General features: G+C 30.6%; 10 protein-coding genes. 4 read left to right on the plus strand and 6 right to left on the minus strand.

The features are described from left to right. The first annotated feature begins 109 nt into the window (after window positions 1–109). From AB1410_03565 to AB1410_03575, 3 genes are all read left to right on the plus strand, one after another. Window positions 110–1,627 (plus strand): hypothetical protein, encoded by a 1,518-nt coding sequence (locus AB1410_03565; GenBank protein ID MEW6455777.1) that lies wholly within the window; start codon window positions 110–112, stop codon window positions 1,625–1,627. Window positions 1,628–1,755: 128 nt separating this feature from the next. Then, window positions 1,756–4,584 carry an ATP-binding protein gene (locus AB1410_03570; protein ID MEW6455778.1) on the plus strand — a complete coding sequence of 943 codons (2,829 nt, stop codon included), beginning with the start codon at window positions 1,756–1,758 and terminating at the stop codon, window positions 4,582–4,584. After that, a complete protein-coding gene (locus AB1410_03575) occupies window positions 4,574–6,010 on the plus strand; it encodes a sigma-54 dependent transcriptional regulator (protein MEW6455779.1) in 1,437 nt (478 codons plus the stop codon). Before AB1410_03570 ends, AB1410_03575 begins: the two co-directional genes overlap by 11 nt. A 209-nt stretch (window positions 6,011–6,219) precedes the next feature. On the opposite strand, the gene AB1410_03580 is transcribed toward AB1410_03575, so the two are convergent. Genes AB1410_03580 through AB1410_03595 form a run of 4 tightly spaced genes read right to left on the minus strand, consistent with a single transcriptional unit; the run spans window position 6,220 to window position 12,162 of the window. Continuing rightward, window positions 6,220–8,754 (minus strand): M1 family aminopeptidase, encoded by a 2,535-nt coding sequence (locus tag AB1410_03580; GenBank protein MEW6455780.1) that lies wholly within the window; start codon window positions 8,752–8,754, stop codon window positions 6,220–6,222. 21 nt (window positions 8,755–8,775) lie between these two features. Next, the gene (gene rlmB / locus AB1410_03585) at window positions 8,776–9,516 is read right to left on the minus strand and encodes a 23S rRNA (guanosine(2251)-2'-O)-methyltransferase RlmB (GenBank protein ID MEW6455781.1); all 741 of its coding nucleotides are present in this window, start codon (window positions 9,514–9,516) and stop codon (window positions 8,776–8,778) included. Window positions 9,517–9,522: 6 nt separating this feature from the next. Beyond that, window positions 9,523–11,547, minus strand: a complete 2,025-nt coding sequence (locus AB1410_03590) for a M1 family metallopeptidase (GenBank protein MEW6455782.1) — start codon at window positions 11,545–11,547, stop codon at window positions 9,523–9,525. 21 nt (window positions 11,548–11,568) lie between these two features. After that, the gene (locus AB1410_03595) at window positions 11,569–12,162 is read right to left on the minus strand and encodes a TetR/AcrR family transcriptional regulator (protein MEW6455783.1); all 594 of its coding nucleotides are present in this window, start codon (window positions 12,160–12,162) and stop codon (window positions 11,569–11,571) included. Between the two features lie 168 nt (window positions 12,163–12,330). Between AB1410_03595 and AB1410_03600 the strand changes: the two genes are divergently transcribed. After that, window positions 12,331–12,543, plus strand: coding sequence for a formate--tetrahydrofolate ligase (locus AB1410_03600; protein ID MEW6455784.1), 213 nt, complete (start codon window positions 12,331–12,333; stop codon window positions 12,541–12,543). Between the two features lie 137 nt (window positions 12,544–12,680). Here the strand turns inward: AB1410_03600 and AB1410_03605 are convergent, their stop codons facing one another. Then, window positions 12,681–13,871 carry an NHL repeat-containing protein gene (locus tag AB1410_03605; GenBank protein ID MEW6455785.1) on the minus strand — a complete coding sequence of 397 codons (1,191 nt, stop codon included), beginning with the start codon at window positions 13,869–13,871 and terminating at the stop codon, window positions 12,681–12,683. A gap of 8 nt (window positions 13,872–13,879) precedes the next feature. Further along, window positions 13,880–14,998 (minus strand): 6-bladed beta-propeller, encoded by a 1,119-nt coding sequence (locus AB1410_03610; GenBank protein ID MEW6455786.1) that lies wholly within the window; start codon window positions 14,996–14,998, stop codon window positions 13,880–13,882. Window positions 14,999–15,464: the final 466 nt, after the last annotated feature.

Consider the following 15,464-nt stretch of genomic DNA (forward strand, 5'->3'; position numbering starts at 1 on the left):
AAAGGAAGAAATTAAATTCTTGTGGTAGGTAAAAATTTGAAAAATTTATGTCATGGATAATAAAATAGTTGTTGACAAGGAGAAAAAAAAGATATAAAAAATAGATAAAATGAAAAAGATAATATTTATAGGATTTATTATTTTGATTTTTAATTTACCGATTGTTTCAGATGATGAAATATCTCCTACCGTATATGCTGAAAAAGTTCCTACAAAGAAACCAAAATTTGATTTTTTAAGCATCGCGTATAGCCAGGAAACACCATTAGGATTTAAAAAATTGATTGAAGAGGAAAAAGAAAAGGAAAAGGCTAAGGAAAATTTAAAATGGGTTTTAAGAGCAAATAGAAAAAATATTCTCGATAAAAAGAAGGAAAGCTTTTTTGGTTCAAAGGAGAAATTTAAAAAGAATTATCTTCCTGAGGTTTTTAATACCAGAATAAGAATGATTGTTTCCCCCTATTATGTAAGTGGAATTGGTAATTTCCATAATTCAGAGTCAGAAAAAATCAGTAATTTTATTTTTAGTGGAAAAAGAGGAGAAAACATTAGCTGGAGCATTAATTCCCAGATATATTCATCCACTCATTATATATTTAGATTATCAGGGGGTGTTAGCTTAAAAAATTTTAATGGACATAATTTAGATTTCATACTCGGATATAAAGGTAAATCTCTAACCGGCCTTAATCAAAGAAATCTTCTTAGTGATTTTACTGGATCTTTGTTGTTAGCTGAGAATTGGGCCTTTAACTCCAATTTGAATCTTATTGTAAGATTAAAATATGACTATAACGAATATTTTTCAATTCACTCAAATTTTTTAAGCCCTGATGTTTATATCAGCTGGGAATTTCTTCCAAAATGGAGGTTCTTAGGCGGGTTTTCCATTGACTGGAATTTTCCTGGTGAGGAAATATTTAATAACGAAAATTTAATTTTTGATGAATTTTCAAAGGAATTCATTTTCCATGGATATGAACCCGAGAATGTTCTAAGATATTCTTTGAATTTAGAAAGAGAAATTGGTTCCAATGGCCTTATAACATTTTTATTTTATTATGAGAACGTTAACAATCCTCTATTGAAATTTCCAGTTGAGAGGGCTAATAATGTATTTTTACCTGAAGTTTCTTATCTGATATTGAATCAGAGTAACAATGAAGAAAAGGGATTCAATGTATCTTTTTATAAAGAAATAAATCCTTTCATAAAAAGTAACATATCTTATAAATTAATGGATACTATCTCTCTAATTGATGCAAAGAAATTTTCTATCGAGGATGTTTATGCGGGTAAAGCATTTCAAAGGAGTTATGTTTCAATCCTTTCTTCTTTTATAGAGGCAAGGATACCTTTTATAAACACAATTTTTAATGTAGATTATAAATGGATGTCATCTGTACCAGTAAGAGGACTTTTGATTTATCCATATTACAAATCAAGAATTTCTTTAACTCAGGGGATTCCTTACTTAAATTTTGGAGGGCACTGGACAGTATTTCTGGATCTGAGAAATATAACAGAAAATTTAAGATTTAGTTTGGGAAAGAATGATTATGATGAGATATGGGTGATAATTCCATTTCCGATAAAAATTTTAGGCGGAATAGAATTTAATTTTTAAAATATTTTTTTGGATTTTTAATCCAAATAATTGAATTTTGGATTTAAAAAATTGATTGGAACAATGAAGAATGGTCTTTAATAAAAAAAATTAAAAAATGGCATGGAAATTGATACAAACTTTTTGAAATGAAGAAGATATTTTTCATAGGTTTGGCTTTATTTTTGTCCCTTTCGCTAATAAACATCATACATAAGATTCAATGGAAAGAGCCTTCTGATGGCCTAATCTGGGAAGAAAAGCCAAGTGGCCTTTTCCTTCGAGGGGTAGAGACCAGTAAAATTAATAAAGATTTAATTCTAGAAAAGGGAGTAAGATTATTATCGATTAATGGAATTAAAGTTAAAAAAAGAGCAGATTTATTTAAAATTTTATGGGGTAACAGAATCGGAGAAGAACTCTACTACGAGTTAGAAAAAAACAATGAAAGACTAGTAGCAAAAATCAAATTGATATCAAGCAGGACTGACTTGCTGTATTTTTATTTAGCTTTTCTCGGGATTTTTTCTTTCATTGTTTCTTTTATTGTTTATGAAGAGAAGGAGAAAAACAACCAGTATTATTATTTTTTCTTTTTGATGTTTTTGCTTTTTGGATTTTATAGTTTTTCTGCAACCGGTAAATTCAATACATTAGACTGGATTTTTTTTTGGACAGATAGATTTAGTTTTATTCTATTTCCTGCAGCATTTTTAAATTTTGCTTTAATTTTTCCAGAGAGGAAACATTTTTTAAAGAATAAGCCTTTTTATCAATTTTTATTGTACTTTCCTTCAATATTCCTAATAATGATAAATTTTTATATCATACATAATGTATCTTTCCAGTTAAAAGTGAAAGATATTTCTTTAATAATTTCTGGATTAAGCAAAATAAATATATTCTTTTTTGGTTTTTTAGTGCTCATCCCATTGTTTGTAATGTATAATTCATTTATTAAAGCAAGGGATTTAATTATTAAGAACCAGATAAAATGGATATTACTGGGTTTATCCCTTGGGATTGTTCCATTTATACTTTTTTATTTAATTCCTTTTTCGATGGATGTCCATCCTTCAAGAGTTCAGGAATTCACAGTTTTATTTCAGATTTTAGTACCTGTTTCATTTGTTTACGCTATTAAAAAATGGAGAATAATGGACATAGAAGTATTAGTTAAAAAATCAATTAATTATTTTCTGAGTTTTATTCTTTTGTTTTTTATATATATATATTTGAGTTATAAAACAGAAATTTTCAAGGATGATAAGTATTCTTATTTTATTCTTGGGGTGTTAGCAATAATTCTGGGAGCAACGCTTTATTTTCCTTTGAAAAATTTTATTTCATATTTTTTTAACAGGGTTTTTTTCAAAAAGGAATTTTTCGAAAGAAAAAAAGTTTTATCAAAGATAAGGAACTTTTCTCTTAGGAATTTGGATGAGCTTTCCAATTCAATTATTGAAGCTATAAATAAGGTTGTCTCTGTTGATAGACTCGGTATATTTCTTGCTAAAAACGATGTTAATTCTTTTACATTATTGTCAGAAAAGGGAGAGATTTTCTCAAATAGAGATTATAACTTTTCCAATAGATTTCTAAATAAATTAAAGAGTGATGAATATTTTTATGTATATTCTTTAAAAGAAGCTGCGGAGAAATTCCCTGAAGATATAGAATTTTTGAAAGATTCAAGAATGTTTCAGTTTATGCCTCTCAGGTCAGATGGAAATATTATAGGTTTTATCGGGATGGGAAAGAAAATCGATGGTAAATTTTTGAACAGCGAGGATTGGGAAATTATGAAAACAATTCAACTTTCAGCCTCTCTATCAATTGAAAATGCAAAGCTATGGAAAGAGTTAGAAAATAAAATAAAGGATTTGCAGAGACTTAAAGACTTTAACGAAAGAATAATCGAAAGCCTCAAAGCAGGTGTGGTTGTGGTGGATAAGAATGAAAATATAATTGGTTGGAATAAATTCTCTGAGGTAATTTTTGGAAAAAAGAGAGAGGATGTAATCGGCAAAAACATTAAAGATATTATAGAATCCAACATATACAGTTCTTTATTCACCCAGGTAAAGAAAGACTATTATTTATTCCTCAATAGAATAGGTTTAAATCTTCCTACTGGTGAAAGAAGATTGTTCGATGTTTCAAGGTCTTCTTTTTTGGGAGAAGACGATGTGTATATGGGAACAATTTTCATGTTTGAGGATATAACTGATAAAATAACTATTCAACAGCAGCTTATCACTTCTGAAAGACTTGCCTCCATAGGATTATTAGCAGCAGGCATTGCGCATGAAATAAATACTCCCCTAACTGGAATTTCCAGCTATATTCAATATCTTTTAAAAACACCTTCAGAGGATGAGAAATTACCAGAGATCCTTAAAAAGATTGAATCCCAAACAGAAAGGGTTGGGAGAATTGTCAAGAGCCTCCTAAGTTTTTCTCGGCAGGGGAGGCCTTCTGTCCAGAAGATTAAACTTGAAGAGATGATTTCTGATATTATTTCTCTCCTTGATTATAAAATAAAAAAATCAAGAATAGATCTGAATTTAGCTTTGAAAGAATCCCTCATGGTTTGGGGCGATAGAGATAAATTACAACAGGTATTTTTAAATATTATTTCAAATGCCATAGATGCGATGAGTAAGGGAGGGGTTTTAAGTATAGATATACAAGAAACAAAGGGTAATGCAATTATCAGGATTCAGGATACTGGAATCGGCATAAAAAAAGAACATCTTCCTAGAATATTTGATCCGTTTTTTACAACTAAAGGATTTGGAAAAGGAACAGGACTTGGTCTTTCTATTAGTTATGGAATTATTAAAGAACATGGGGGAGATATAGAAGTCCAGAGTGAAGAAGGAAAAGGAACAACTTTTACAATAGAGCTTCCTATCGAGAATAAGAAATTGTTGAATTATGAAGATTTTGAGGGTGAGAGCAAAAATGGCTTATAAAGGTAAAATTCATATCGTCGATGATGAGCCCATTATAAATGAAATCCTTGAGAGAATTCTAAAATCAGAGGGATATGAAATAGAAATATCAAAGACTGAGAAAGAGGCGTTTGAAAAACACAAAAGGAGCTATTTCGATGTGGTGTTACTCGATTTGATGATCCCTGGAAGTGATGGAATAAGAATATTGGAAAAACTTAGAAAGATTGATCCTCATTTAATTGTAATAATAATGACCGCTTATGCCTCGATTGAATCAGCTATTAAATCGATGAAATTAGGAGCATATGATTACATTCAGAAACCATTTAAAAATGAAGAATTGTTAATTCTTATCGAAAAAGGATTGGAAAAAAGAAGATTAGAAGTAGAAAATATCCGATTAAAAGAAGAATTAAAAAAGAAATACAGTTTTAATGATATAATTGGAAAATCTTCATCAATGCAAAAAATTTTTGATCTCATTCAGTCTGTAGCATCTACAAAAGCTACGATACTGATACAGGGAGAGAGTGGAACTGGAAAAGAGCTTGTAGCAAAAGCTATCCATTTAAATTCATTAAGAGCAAAATACCCTTTTGTTGTTGTAAATTCAGGAAGCCTTCCCCCAGACCTTCTTGAGAGTAATCTGTTCGGGCACGTAAAAGGATCGTTTACCGGTGCAATAGCTGATAAGAAAGGGCTTTTTGAAATAGCGAACAATGGCTCAATTTTTTTTGATGAGATTGCTACCATTAATCTGGAGACCCAGGCGAAACTATTAAGAGTTATTCAGGAAAAAGAATTTATGAGACTTGGTGGAACAGAGGTAATAAAAGTTGATGCAAGGATAATTGCAGCAACAAATGTTGATTTAAAAAAAACAGTAGAAAAAGGAAGGTTCAGAGAGGACTTGTTTTACAGGTTGAATGTTATAAAAATTGATTTACCGCCATTACGGGAAAGGAAGACTGACATTCCTCTTTTAGTTAACTACTTCATAGAAAAATATTCAAAAGAGAATAACAAAGAAATTCACGGAATTGATGATGATGTGATGGGAATTTTTATGGATTATTGGTGGCCTGGAAATGTGAGGGAGCTTGAACATGTGATTGAGAGGGCTGTAGTCCTTACAAGATCAAAAATTATCACAAAAGAAGATATTCCTGATCCCATTGTAAATTATAACCCTTTAGAAGCCATCCATCAGGGTTTATTGAATAAGATTGAAAGAGAGAGCTCATCCTATTTTAGAAAAGAAGAATCAAATGAAGTTGAAATGAATGAGGATTCTTTCTCATTTAAGGAAATGGTGTATGAATATCAAAAAGAGTTGATTTTAAATGCCTTAAAAAAAGCTAATGGAGTTCAGAAAAAAGCTGCGGAATTATTAAAAATTAAACCTACAACTCTGAATGAAATGATAAGAAGATTCAAACTTTAATACTACTTTCTTAGAGAGGTTAACCATCCCCTTCGCTCAGATCTCCTCGCATTAAAAAAGTAAAAATGACCAGGAAGGGTGACTACGAAAACATGCTTTATTTCCCCTTTTTCTCCGCCACCCTTCCTGCTCACTCTTTTATGTTTAAAATTTATTCTCCCTTAAGTATTAAGATGTTCGTCAATATATGGCGCAGAAAATGGTTGACCTCATAGGAGAGAAGAAGGAATAGCTCCTTTGCTTATTCTTATGTACGCTGGTAGAGAATTGTCATGATTAATCTCTAATTTTTTAATTTTATCTGATGTCTCTAAATTAAAGATTTCATTAAAATTTTCTATTTTAAATATCTTATAGATGATTTTATTTCCTTCTTTCCATCTGAGTTTCAAGGGAAAAGTAAATTTGTCCTTTCCTTTCTGTGAAACCCAGATATTTAGAGACGATTTAGAGTCTTTAAAAGATTGATTCCATACAATCTGGATATTAGGAAGGATAAAATCTTTAATCCATAAATTGAAAAATTGCTCTAAATTTACATTTGAGATTTTTTCGAACATATTCTGAAAATTTCTTGTTGAAACTTCGCTGAACTGGAATGTAGACAAAAATTCTCTTAAAATTTTATAAAACATTTCATTTCCCAGAAGATCATTTAGCATATTTAGAGAGAGAGCGGATTTATCATATATAATTGAAAGAAAAGCTTCTGAGTCATCATTGTAATGACCTATCCTTGGACCCAAAAATACAGGCCCTGATGTTGTTTTTTTTCTTGTCCACTGGGAGAATTTCTTCAATGTGTCTGAAAAAATTTTTTCGCCGTATTTTTTTTTATGAAACATTAAAGATGAAAACTGAGCCAGGCCTTCCGTTATCCATAGGTCTTTGTATGATTTACCCGTTATGCATGCTCCCCACCATTGATGAGCTATTTCATGGGCTAAGAAATATTCATCTAAATGAGGAACATTAACTGGATTATCTTTAATCTTTAATAGCTTTCGATCATTTGATCTATTTATTATTACGATCGAGGCTGGACTATGACCACCCATCTCTTTTTGTGATTTTTCAATGATGGATAATTTTTCATAAGGAAAATTCCCGAATTTTTCTATATAAAAATTTAGTATTTCCATTAATGTATTTTGACTAATTTTTTTTGGAAAAGGGCTTTGATAGGAAGAGTAGACTTCCACAGGAATTCCGTTCAGATTGAATTCAATATATTTATTCAGCTTTCCCACCACAAATGTTAAATATTTTAGAGGTTTCTTGCATTCCCAGAAATAAACATTTTGATCGGTTTTAATTAATTTTCCGTTGGAAATACATTTGTATCCAGATGGTAGAGATATTTTTATTTCAGCTGTAAAATAATCCCAGTCTGAAGATGAAGGGTACCATAGGGAATAATGACTGTACAGATAAATATTTTCATCATAGTCCCAAAATTCGTCTAATTGTATTATATCGACAAGTTCTTTTTCAGTCTCTAATTTTCCTCTTAACCAGAAATCAAGATAAACAAGTTCATCTTTTTCATATTGTTTAGCAAAATAGATATAAACAGTGTCTCTTTTTCTGTCCCTCGTAAAAAAAAGTTCTCTTCCATCACTATCTGCCACTTTCAGGATGTTTAAAGAATTGTTTAATTTTAAGGATATATTTGAAAATTCATCCTCAAGAGATTTTATAATTATCTTTATTCTTGAATTAATAAATTTATTTTCAGGATTAAACTTCAGATCAATGTCATAATGAAGAATATCTTTTTTCTTCTCCGTATCGAAAAGAATCATAATCTTCTCATCTCCCGGAGAATATGAGCAAAGAATTTTGTGTTTTTCCCTTTCGTAAAAAACTATATTTTCTTCCTGAAAAGAGCTGAAAAGGTATGTAAAATTCCCTAGAGGGCTTCCCAATGTATCGAGGGTGAAATCATTGGAGGTTGGAATGTATGAAAGATATTCATTTGTAATTGAATTTATGGTCGTGAAAGAGTTTGGATAAAGAGATTGAAAAACCCGCAAGGCTCTTTTCAGGATTTGTTCTGATGGTGTAAAAGGTTGAGAGTCTTTTATTTTTATTTTTTCATTTAGAAAGTAAGGAGGAAATCTTATGTAAGCCCAGTTTATGGATGTATTTAAAGTTTCTTTCTTAAAGAAAAGAAAGGTCTGATGTCTTTCCTGAGATTTTGAAGGAGAAAAAGTCATGTTGCCATCTCCATAGATTAGGAGTGCTGTGTGATTGGAAGGAAGATTATCCCAGAATAATATCGCTTTTTTAAATGTCACATTGATATCTTCGTGAGTGATTTCTATTACTTCTGCGTTTTCAATTTTTTTAGAAGGAATTGAAATTCTGTACAAGCCAGAAAATGTCCTCTTAATTTCTTTTTCAGCAATCTTTTCCTCAATTATTTTTAATCTCCAGACATGGATATGGGCTGAGAAATCGTTTTGGAACATTGCATTAATCGAATATAATTTCGATTTATTTTCAGATTTGAGTAAAGATATTGAAAAGATCACCTCAGTGAAATCAAAATTTTCAATCAATTCATTTATCCACTTTTTTTCCTGTTCAATCTTATCTTCCACGAATAAATTTAGATACGAAGATATGTCTTTATTCTGAAGGGATAGTCTTAAATTTTCAATTATTTTTTCATCTCCGTATAAATGAAAAATTGAGGTTAGTAATAAGATCGATAAAGAAATTCTAAGAAAATTTTTCATTCTCATACAAGATCTTATTCTTTAAGATTTTTTCAGCTTTCTCTGCCTGAATATTTCATAAAGAAAAATTCCAGCTGCAACTGATACATTCAATGAATTAACTCTTCCTGCCATTGGGATAGATAATATTTTATCACATTTCTCTTTCACAATTCTTGTAATTCCTTTTCCCTCCGAACCAAATACAATTGCCACAGGGTTAGTATAATCAAATTTAAACCAGTAGTCTTCTCCTTCCTTATCTGCTCCGACAACTTTTATCCTGCGAAATTTTAACTCCTCTATAGCTCTTCCTATGTTGTTAACTCTTATAATTTTAACAAATTCCACTGCACCTGAGGATGAAGCATAGACTGAAGGAGTAATTCCACTTGATCTTCTCTCTCGAACAATTATACCTTCAACCCCACATGCTTCTGAGGTTCTTATTATTGCGCCAAAATTTCTTGGGTCTTCTATCCCATTGAGAATAACAAACAAAGGATTTGTTGAACTTTCTAAAACTTCCATAAAGTCAGAATATTTTACAGGAGAAACAAAGGCTGCTACCCCTTTATTTTCCTTTACAATTTTATTCAAAATGTATCTATCGACGAATTGAAATGGTATTCGGCGATTTCTTGCCTCTTTGATAATTTTATTTAATTTTTCTCCCCTTTTTCCTTTTTGAATGAGAATTTTATTAAAATCCCTCTTTCCGCTGATTAATATCTCAAGAAGAGAATTAACATCACTTATTATTTCCGAATCTACTTTTTTCATTATATTTTATACCAGAAAAATTAATGAATGGAGAAAATTTTGAATCCAGAAGATAAATCTTATTAGAAATTTATTGAATGATAGTTTTTTTCCTTTGAGTTTTAATGAATTATTTATAGAGTTTATATCAATGATGAGCTTTTTTTCGGGATCAATAATTATTTCGCTTAAACTACTTTTTTTATAGAATTCAAATTTTTTCCACTTTTCCATTCCATCCCATTTCTTAACAGTTGAAGACCCATCTTCAAATTTAAAAAGAATATCGACAGGGATTGGTATCTCTCCTTTTCTTTCCACAATTACATATGAATAAAAAGTGCTTGAAATAGCCTCTTTTACCCCGTAGTCTAAAACACCAGTCGTGTTTAACAATAATTCAAGGTATTTTCTTGCATTGTTTCCAATGCTCTCCTCAGCCATTCTAATAAAATCTTCTGAACAGGGATGTTTAAATCTGTATTTTTTATAATAATTTTTTATAAATTTCATAACGTATCTTTCACCATAGATATTTTCCATCATTAATAACACTAAAGCACTTTTTCGGTATGAATTGGCCCTGTAAGAGAAATTATCTAAAAATTCCCACGAATTTTTTATCACAGGGTCTTTATCCGGAGAAACAAGATATCCGGATTTATTCCTCAGAAATCCCGATATTTTGAAATCTTCATAAAATGACCCAAAAAAGGGTGTTAATCCCAGGATATTTAAACCTCTTAGTGGAATTCCTTCTATCAACATATATGAATATTGGTCTCCATATACTTTGTCTAAAATTTTTGTTGTGGAATATGTATTTATGCCTTCATCAAGCCATGCTTCCTCAAATTCATTGTTTGCAACGATTCCATACCAGTATTGATGTCCGAGTTCATGGATGGTTACTCCTTCAGGAGATAACATCTTCTCAGGGTGACTCCATTGTGTTTCCACGGTTACCAGAGTAGGATATTCCATACCTCCTGCTTTTGACTTTATGGGCGCATCAACAGCTGTTATAAATTCATAGGGATATCTTCCATACCATAAACCTAAGTATTTTAAAGAATTTTTAATTGAAGTTATGTATCTTTGTTTCATCGGGATATGTTCTGGTAGTAAGTAAAGTAAAATTTTTACCGGGTTTAAAGATTCTACAAACTGAAATTTTTCTTTAGTCTCAATTATATCTTTTTTTGAGAGATCTTTTTTGGGGTTAAAATTTTCTTTTATCTCGATAAATTCAGGAGAACAAGCCCATGCAAAATCATGGATGTATTTTTCTGAAAAGATAAAAGTTCTGGTGTTTTCTGATTCCTCAAATTCTCCTATCTTTTTCCCTGAAGCAGCAAGTTTATAGTTTTTTGGAATTGTTATCTGAACTGTATAATCTCCAAAATCAGAATAAAATTCAGAATTTCGATGGTACTGATGGCAGTTCCATCCGCTTTCTTTTCTTCCACGGAATCCTTTTTCTTCCCACACGCCAATTTTCGGAAACCATTGGCTTACCATAAAAAAATCTTCATAAAATCCAGCCCTTGCTATAATTTTAGGAAGTTTTGATATAAACTTTATTTCAAGTTGAATACTTGAGTAAGGAAGAATTGGTTTATTTAATTCAACTTTAAACACTGTCATATCCTCAGGGTTACCATCATCAGGGCTTATAAACTTGATTTTGTTAGTAAGATCATCACCATCAACAATTTTTAGGGATTTAATCTCAGTCCAGCCATTTTGATTTGGAGATATTTCTCTTTCATGTTTCAATAAAGAGGATTCTTTGAAGAAAGTGCTTTTTTCATTCTTGAATGCATTGAGATAAAGATGAAACCAAAGGTCTTTTACTTCGTCTCCAGAATTATTGAACCATGTTAAAATCTCTAACCCTTCAATTTCTTTTTTTTCGGGAAAAAGTCTTGCTTTAATTTTATATTCTGTTATCGGTTTGAGAGGGGATGAATTTAAAAGACAGGGATATGAAATGAGAATTGAAACAAATAATAAACACAATACTTTTATGCTATAATTTTTTAGTTTCATACCTTTATTCGTTTAAAATTTCTATTTCTTTTTTGGTTTTATTTTAGCTTTTTTCTGAATTGATAGAAATGCATTGCCAACATTATTTATTAGATCAAAATTTTTAGAGGAAAGATAGAGAAGTCCAAGCCCGTGGGCAAAGGTTACAGGAAGTGCTAAAGAGTGAACAGAGATGGCGAATTTTTTCTTTAATTCTTTTTCAATGATTTCAAGCCATTTATTATGAACATCTAAGAAATCTTTTATTATATCTTTTATCCAGAATGTTCTTGAGGAAGCGAAAGATAGGAAATATAGTTGAGCAAAGAGAGGATCTTTTTTGTAAAAATTTATAAAATATCTTACAAGATAATCCGGTATATCTTCTTCTTTTTTGATTTTTTTTGAATAGTTAAGAAAATCTTTAAAAAATTTTTCAAGATTGCTGATTAGAATCTCTTTAAGGATAACTTTTTTCGATGGAAAATGATAATAGACTGTTGCCCTTCCCACACCGGCTTCTTTAGCGATTTCCTGAATTGTGGCTCCGTCCAGTCCTCTTCTTACAAATACTTTAGATGCTGCCTTAAATATTTCAGCTGCTTTTATAGATTTATCCCTTCTTTTCGATGCCATTTAACCTCCTTCTATAATCTAAACATTATGTCTAATTAATTATAGTTTAGAAGCAATAATTTGTAAATGTGTTTCATTTTTTGCTATTTTTATTAAAATAAATGGAAATGAATTATAAAACAGATCCTGAAATATTGAGAGAGACAAAATTAAAGCATATAAGAGAAGTTGCTGAATCAATTAATCTTTCAGAATGGAAATTTAAATCCATCCCTCGTAATTCTTGTTACTACAGTGAGAGCCCTCAAGATGCATGGTGGAATTGAGCTTTCAAAAATAAAAGAGCCGGACACTAAAGCTGTAAAAAGAGGGCTCCCAAAGTCACCAATTGCAGAAAGAATCGATATCGATGAATCTGGTAATATCACAGGACTTTTTTAGATTCATGTACCATGTAATGTCCAAGAATGATCAAAAAGAGAGATAATTTAATATTTATTAATTTAATTTCTTTCATCTGGATTTTATATTTATGGGGTGCGCTCAGAAAAAGCCTGAAATTGAAGCTTGAAATATATTTAAACCTCTTTCCTGATAGATTTATAATTTTTTATTTGAAATTTCTTAAAATATATATCTCCTGTTTCTTCATCCTCAACCCTTGCATAGATGTATCCATCTTTTATGATGCTGGGGAAAAGCTTTAGTTTTGTTTTGTAAAGATAATATCCATCAGGGCTGAATACATCAAATTCAGTTTCCTTTGATTCATCTACAGGAGATTTCATTCTTGAAACATAGATTCTTCCCTCAGAATCTATGACAAATGATGAAAAATACGGTCTATAAGGCGGAAAATAAATTTTATCCCTTACCTCTTTTGAAAGAGGGGGTTTGAATGAATCACATATCTTATTTTTCTCCTCTGATGTAACAGGGATTTCTTTCTCCTCTTTTCTGAACTTAAATACTAATTCTCCTGAGGGAGAGATAGCTGAGAGTTCATACTTGGATGAATCTCCATAGATAAATTGATTTTGTAATTCAGAAAAATAGAAATGTAGATCGAAACGAAAAGCATGGAGAAATGTAATAGTCGTAATTGTTGATGTTCCTGACGTGATTGTCGTTGCGAATTCAGGAATTTTTAAAATCTCCTTATCCAGTTTTCCCTCATTATTCAGCTTCGAAAATGTCAAATAACGTCCTTTTTCAATCATCTGAGAAATAATGCAGAAAATCGAGCCATCATCAGATAATTTAAAATCTGTAAAAAAATAATTTATTGGGATTGTTTTTTGATAATTTCCTTCTTTATTAAAAACAAGAAGACCTCTTTCAGTAAAGTCATTTACATAAATATTTCCTTTTTTATCAAGTTTCATTCCAAAAGGTCTTTCGAATTCTCCAGGTCCCTGACCTTTTTTCCCTATGGTTTTTATATATTTTCCATTTTTATTATAAACCTGAATCCTGAAGTTTCCCCTATCAAGAATATAAAAATTACCCTTTTCGTCTAATTCAAAGTTTCTTGGTCTGTAAAATGAGTAATTTTCTTCATCAGGATTCCCAATTGAAAGAACCTCTTTCAGTTCAAGTATTAATTCTCCATAAACAGGTTCAGAGGGATTATTTACAACTTTTATTTTTCCCTCATATTCAACTTTACCCTTCCATTTTCCTGATTTTCCTCTTGAGCAGCTTGAAAAAGAAATAAAAAGTAAAATTAAAACAACAAAAAGTCTAAATATTATTATTTTCCTTCTCATTTTCCTATTTATTTCCAAATCACATTATACCGCTTTACAACTGAAAATCCCTCTTTTGTTTCCTCAACCGTATATAATTTATTTTTCTTACAAACAACTATACCCGTTCGAAGGTAAATTTTTGTCATATAGATTCCATAAGGATCAAAAACATCTACAACTTCAAAATCTTTCCCTTCTGTTTTGGCTTTTTCCCACGTCAGTACAAGAATTCTATCAACATCATCCACAAAGATTCTCCTGTAAGCTGGGGTTTCTTCAGAGACCTTTATGTCCAATCCTCTGCGTTTCTTTATCTGAGAAACACTATCTTTCATCTTTTGAGTTGTTCTTGCCGGTTTATACTCTTTAATTATCTTTTTTATAGGTTTACCTTTGGGGTTGAGAATATTAAGTTCATATTTTTCTGGGTACCCCCAGATAATATTATCATTTTTCATTAACTGCCAGATAAATCGAGGACTGTTCATATATATAATTTTTGGATGAGAAAATGAAAATATAACATTATCAGTAGAAAGGGCAACATCTTCGGATTCAAAATTATATTTTATTAATTCATTTTTTTCATTATAGGAACTATACGTTTTTACTATGTTTATAATATTTCCCTTTGAGTCAACCTTGGGATCAGTAAAGACCATTCCCATGGGTATTTTTAATGACCTTAAGAAGTCTCCTTTTAATGAAAAGAATTGTAAATTATAATTCATTGAATCTAAAACCATAATTTCTTTTTGAGGAGTTATATGGATCGACCAGGGCATGAGCATTTCTCCCGGTCCTTTTCCCTTTCTTCCAATTGTTTGAAGATATTTTCCACTATTATCAAATACTCTTATATGAGCTCCTTTTGCATCTACAACATACATTCTTCCTTCTTCATCCACATCTAAAGCGGGTATAAAAGAGAACATATATTCTTCCTGACCTTCTTCTACTCCAACAGAGAGCTCTTCTTCTAAAATCATTTTAGATGGCTTACCTGGAATAGGTTCAGGCTCTATGGAATTATAAACTACTGGAATCCCATTTTCTATTTTTATTCTTGGGCTTCCTTGTCTTTGTTCACAAAAAGCAAATAATAGAATAATGGTAATTGGGAAAAGATAGAAAAGCTTTCTCATTTATATATAAATAACTCCACCCCTTTTCTATTTCATCGTTTCAAAATCCCTTCGTATCTCTTTACAACCTGATAATCTATAATTTTATAAGTTATCCCCTATTTTTTCTTTATTTCAACTTTCTTTTAAATATAGCATAAGAAAAATTCGATTTTCAAATGCAAAAAAGTCAAGGAATATTACGAATAAGTATTACATCTCTATTTTAAAGTCAAATTTCAAGTTGGCCCTGTTCAACTAAATTTTTCATCTTAAATCATAATCTCTGGAAGGTGAGAAAGAAATGATAAAATTTAGAGAAATTTTTGATAAAATTATTAAAAATAAATATATTTATTGTTAATGTATATTCCGATCCAAAGTGGCCATCGATTCCGATTCAAACCGGCCACTGATTCTGATTGAAAGTGGCCACCCATTCCGATTTATTCCGGCCACTTTTTCGATGAAATCAGAATTTGAAAAA

This window comes from Acidobacteriota bacterium (assembly GCA_040756905.1).
In the GTDB taxonomy this organism is placed as follows: Bacteria; Acidobacteriota; Aminicenantia; order JBFLYD01; family JBFLYD01; genus JBFLYD01.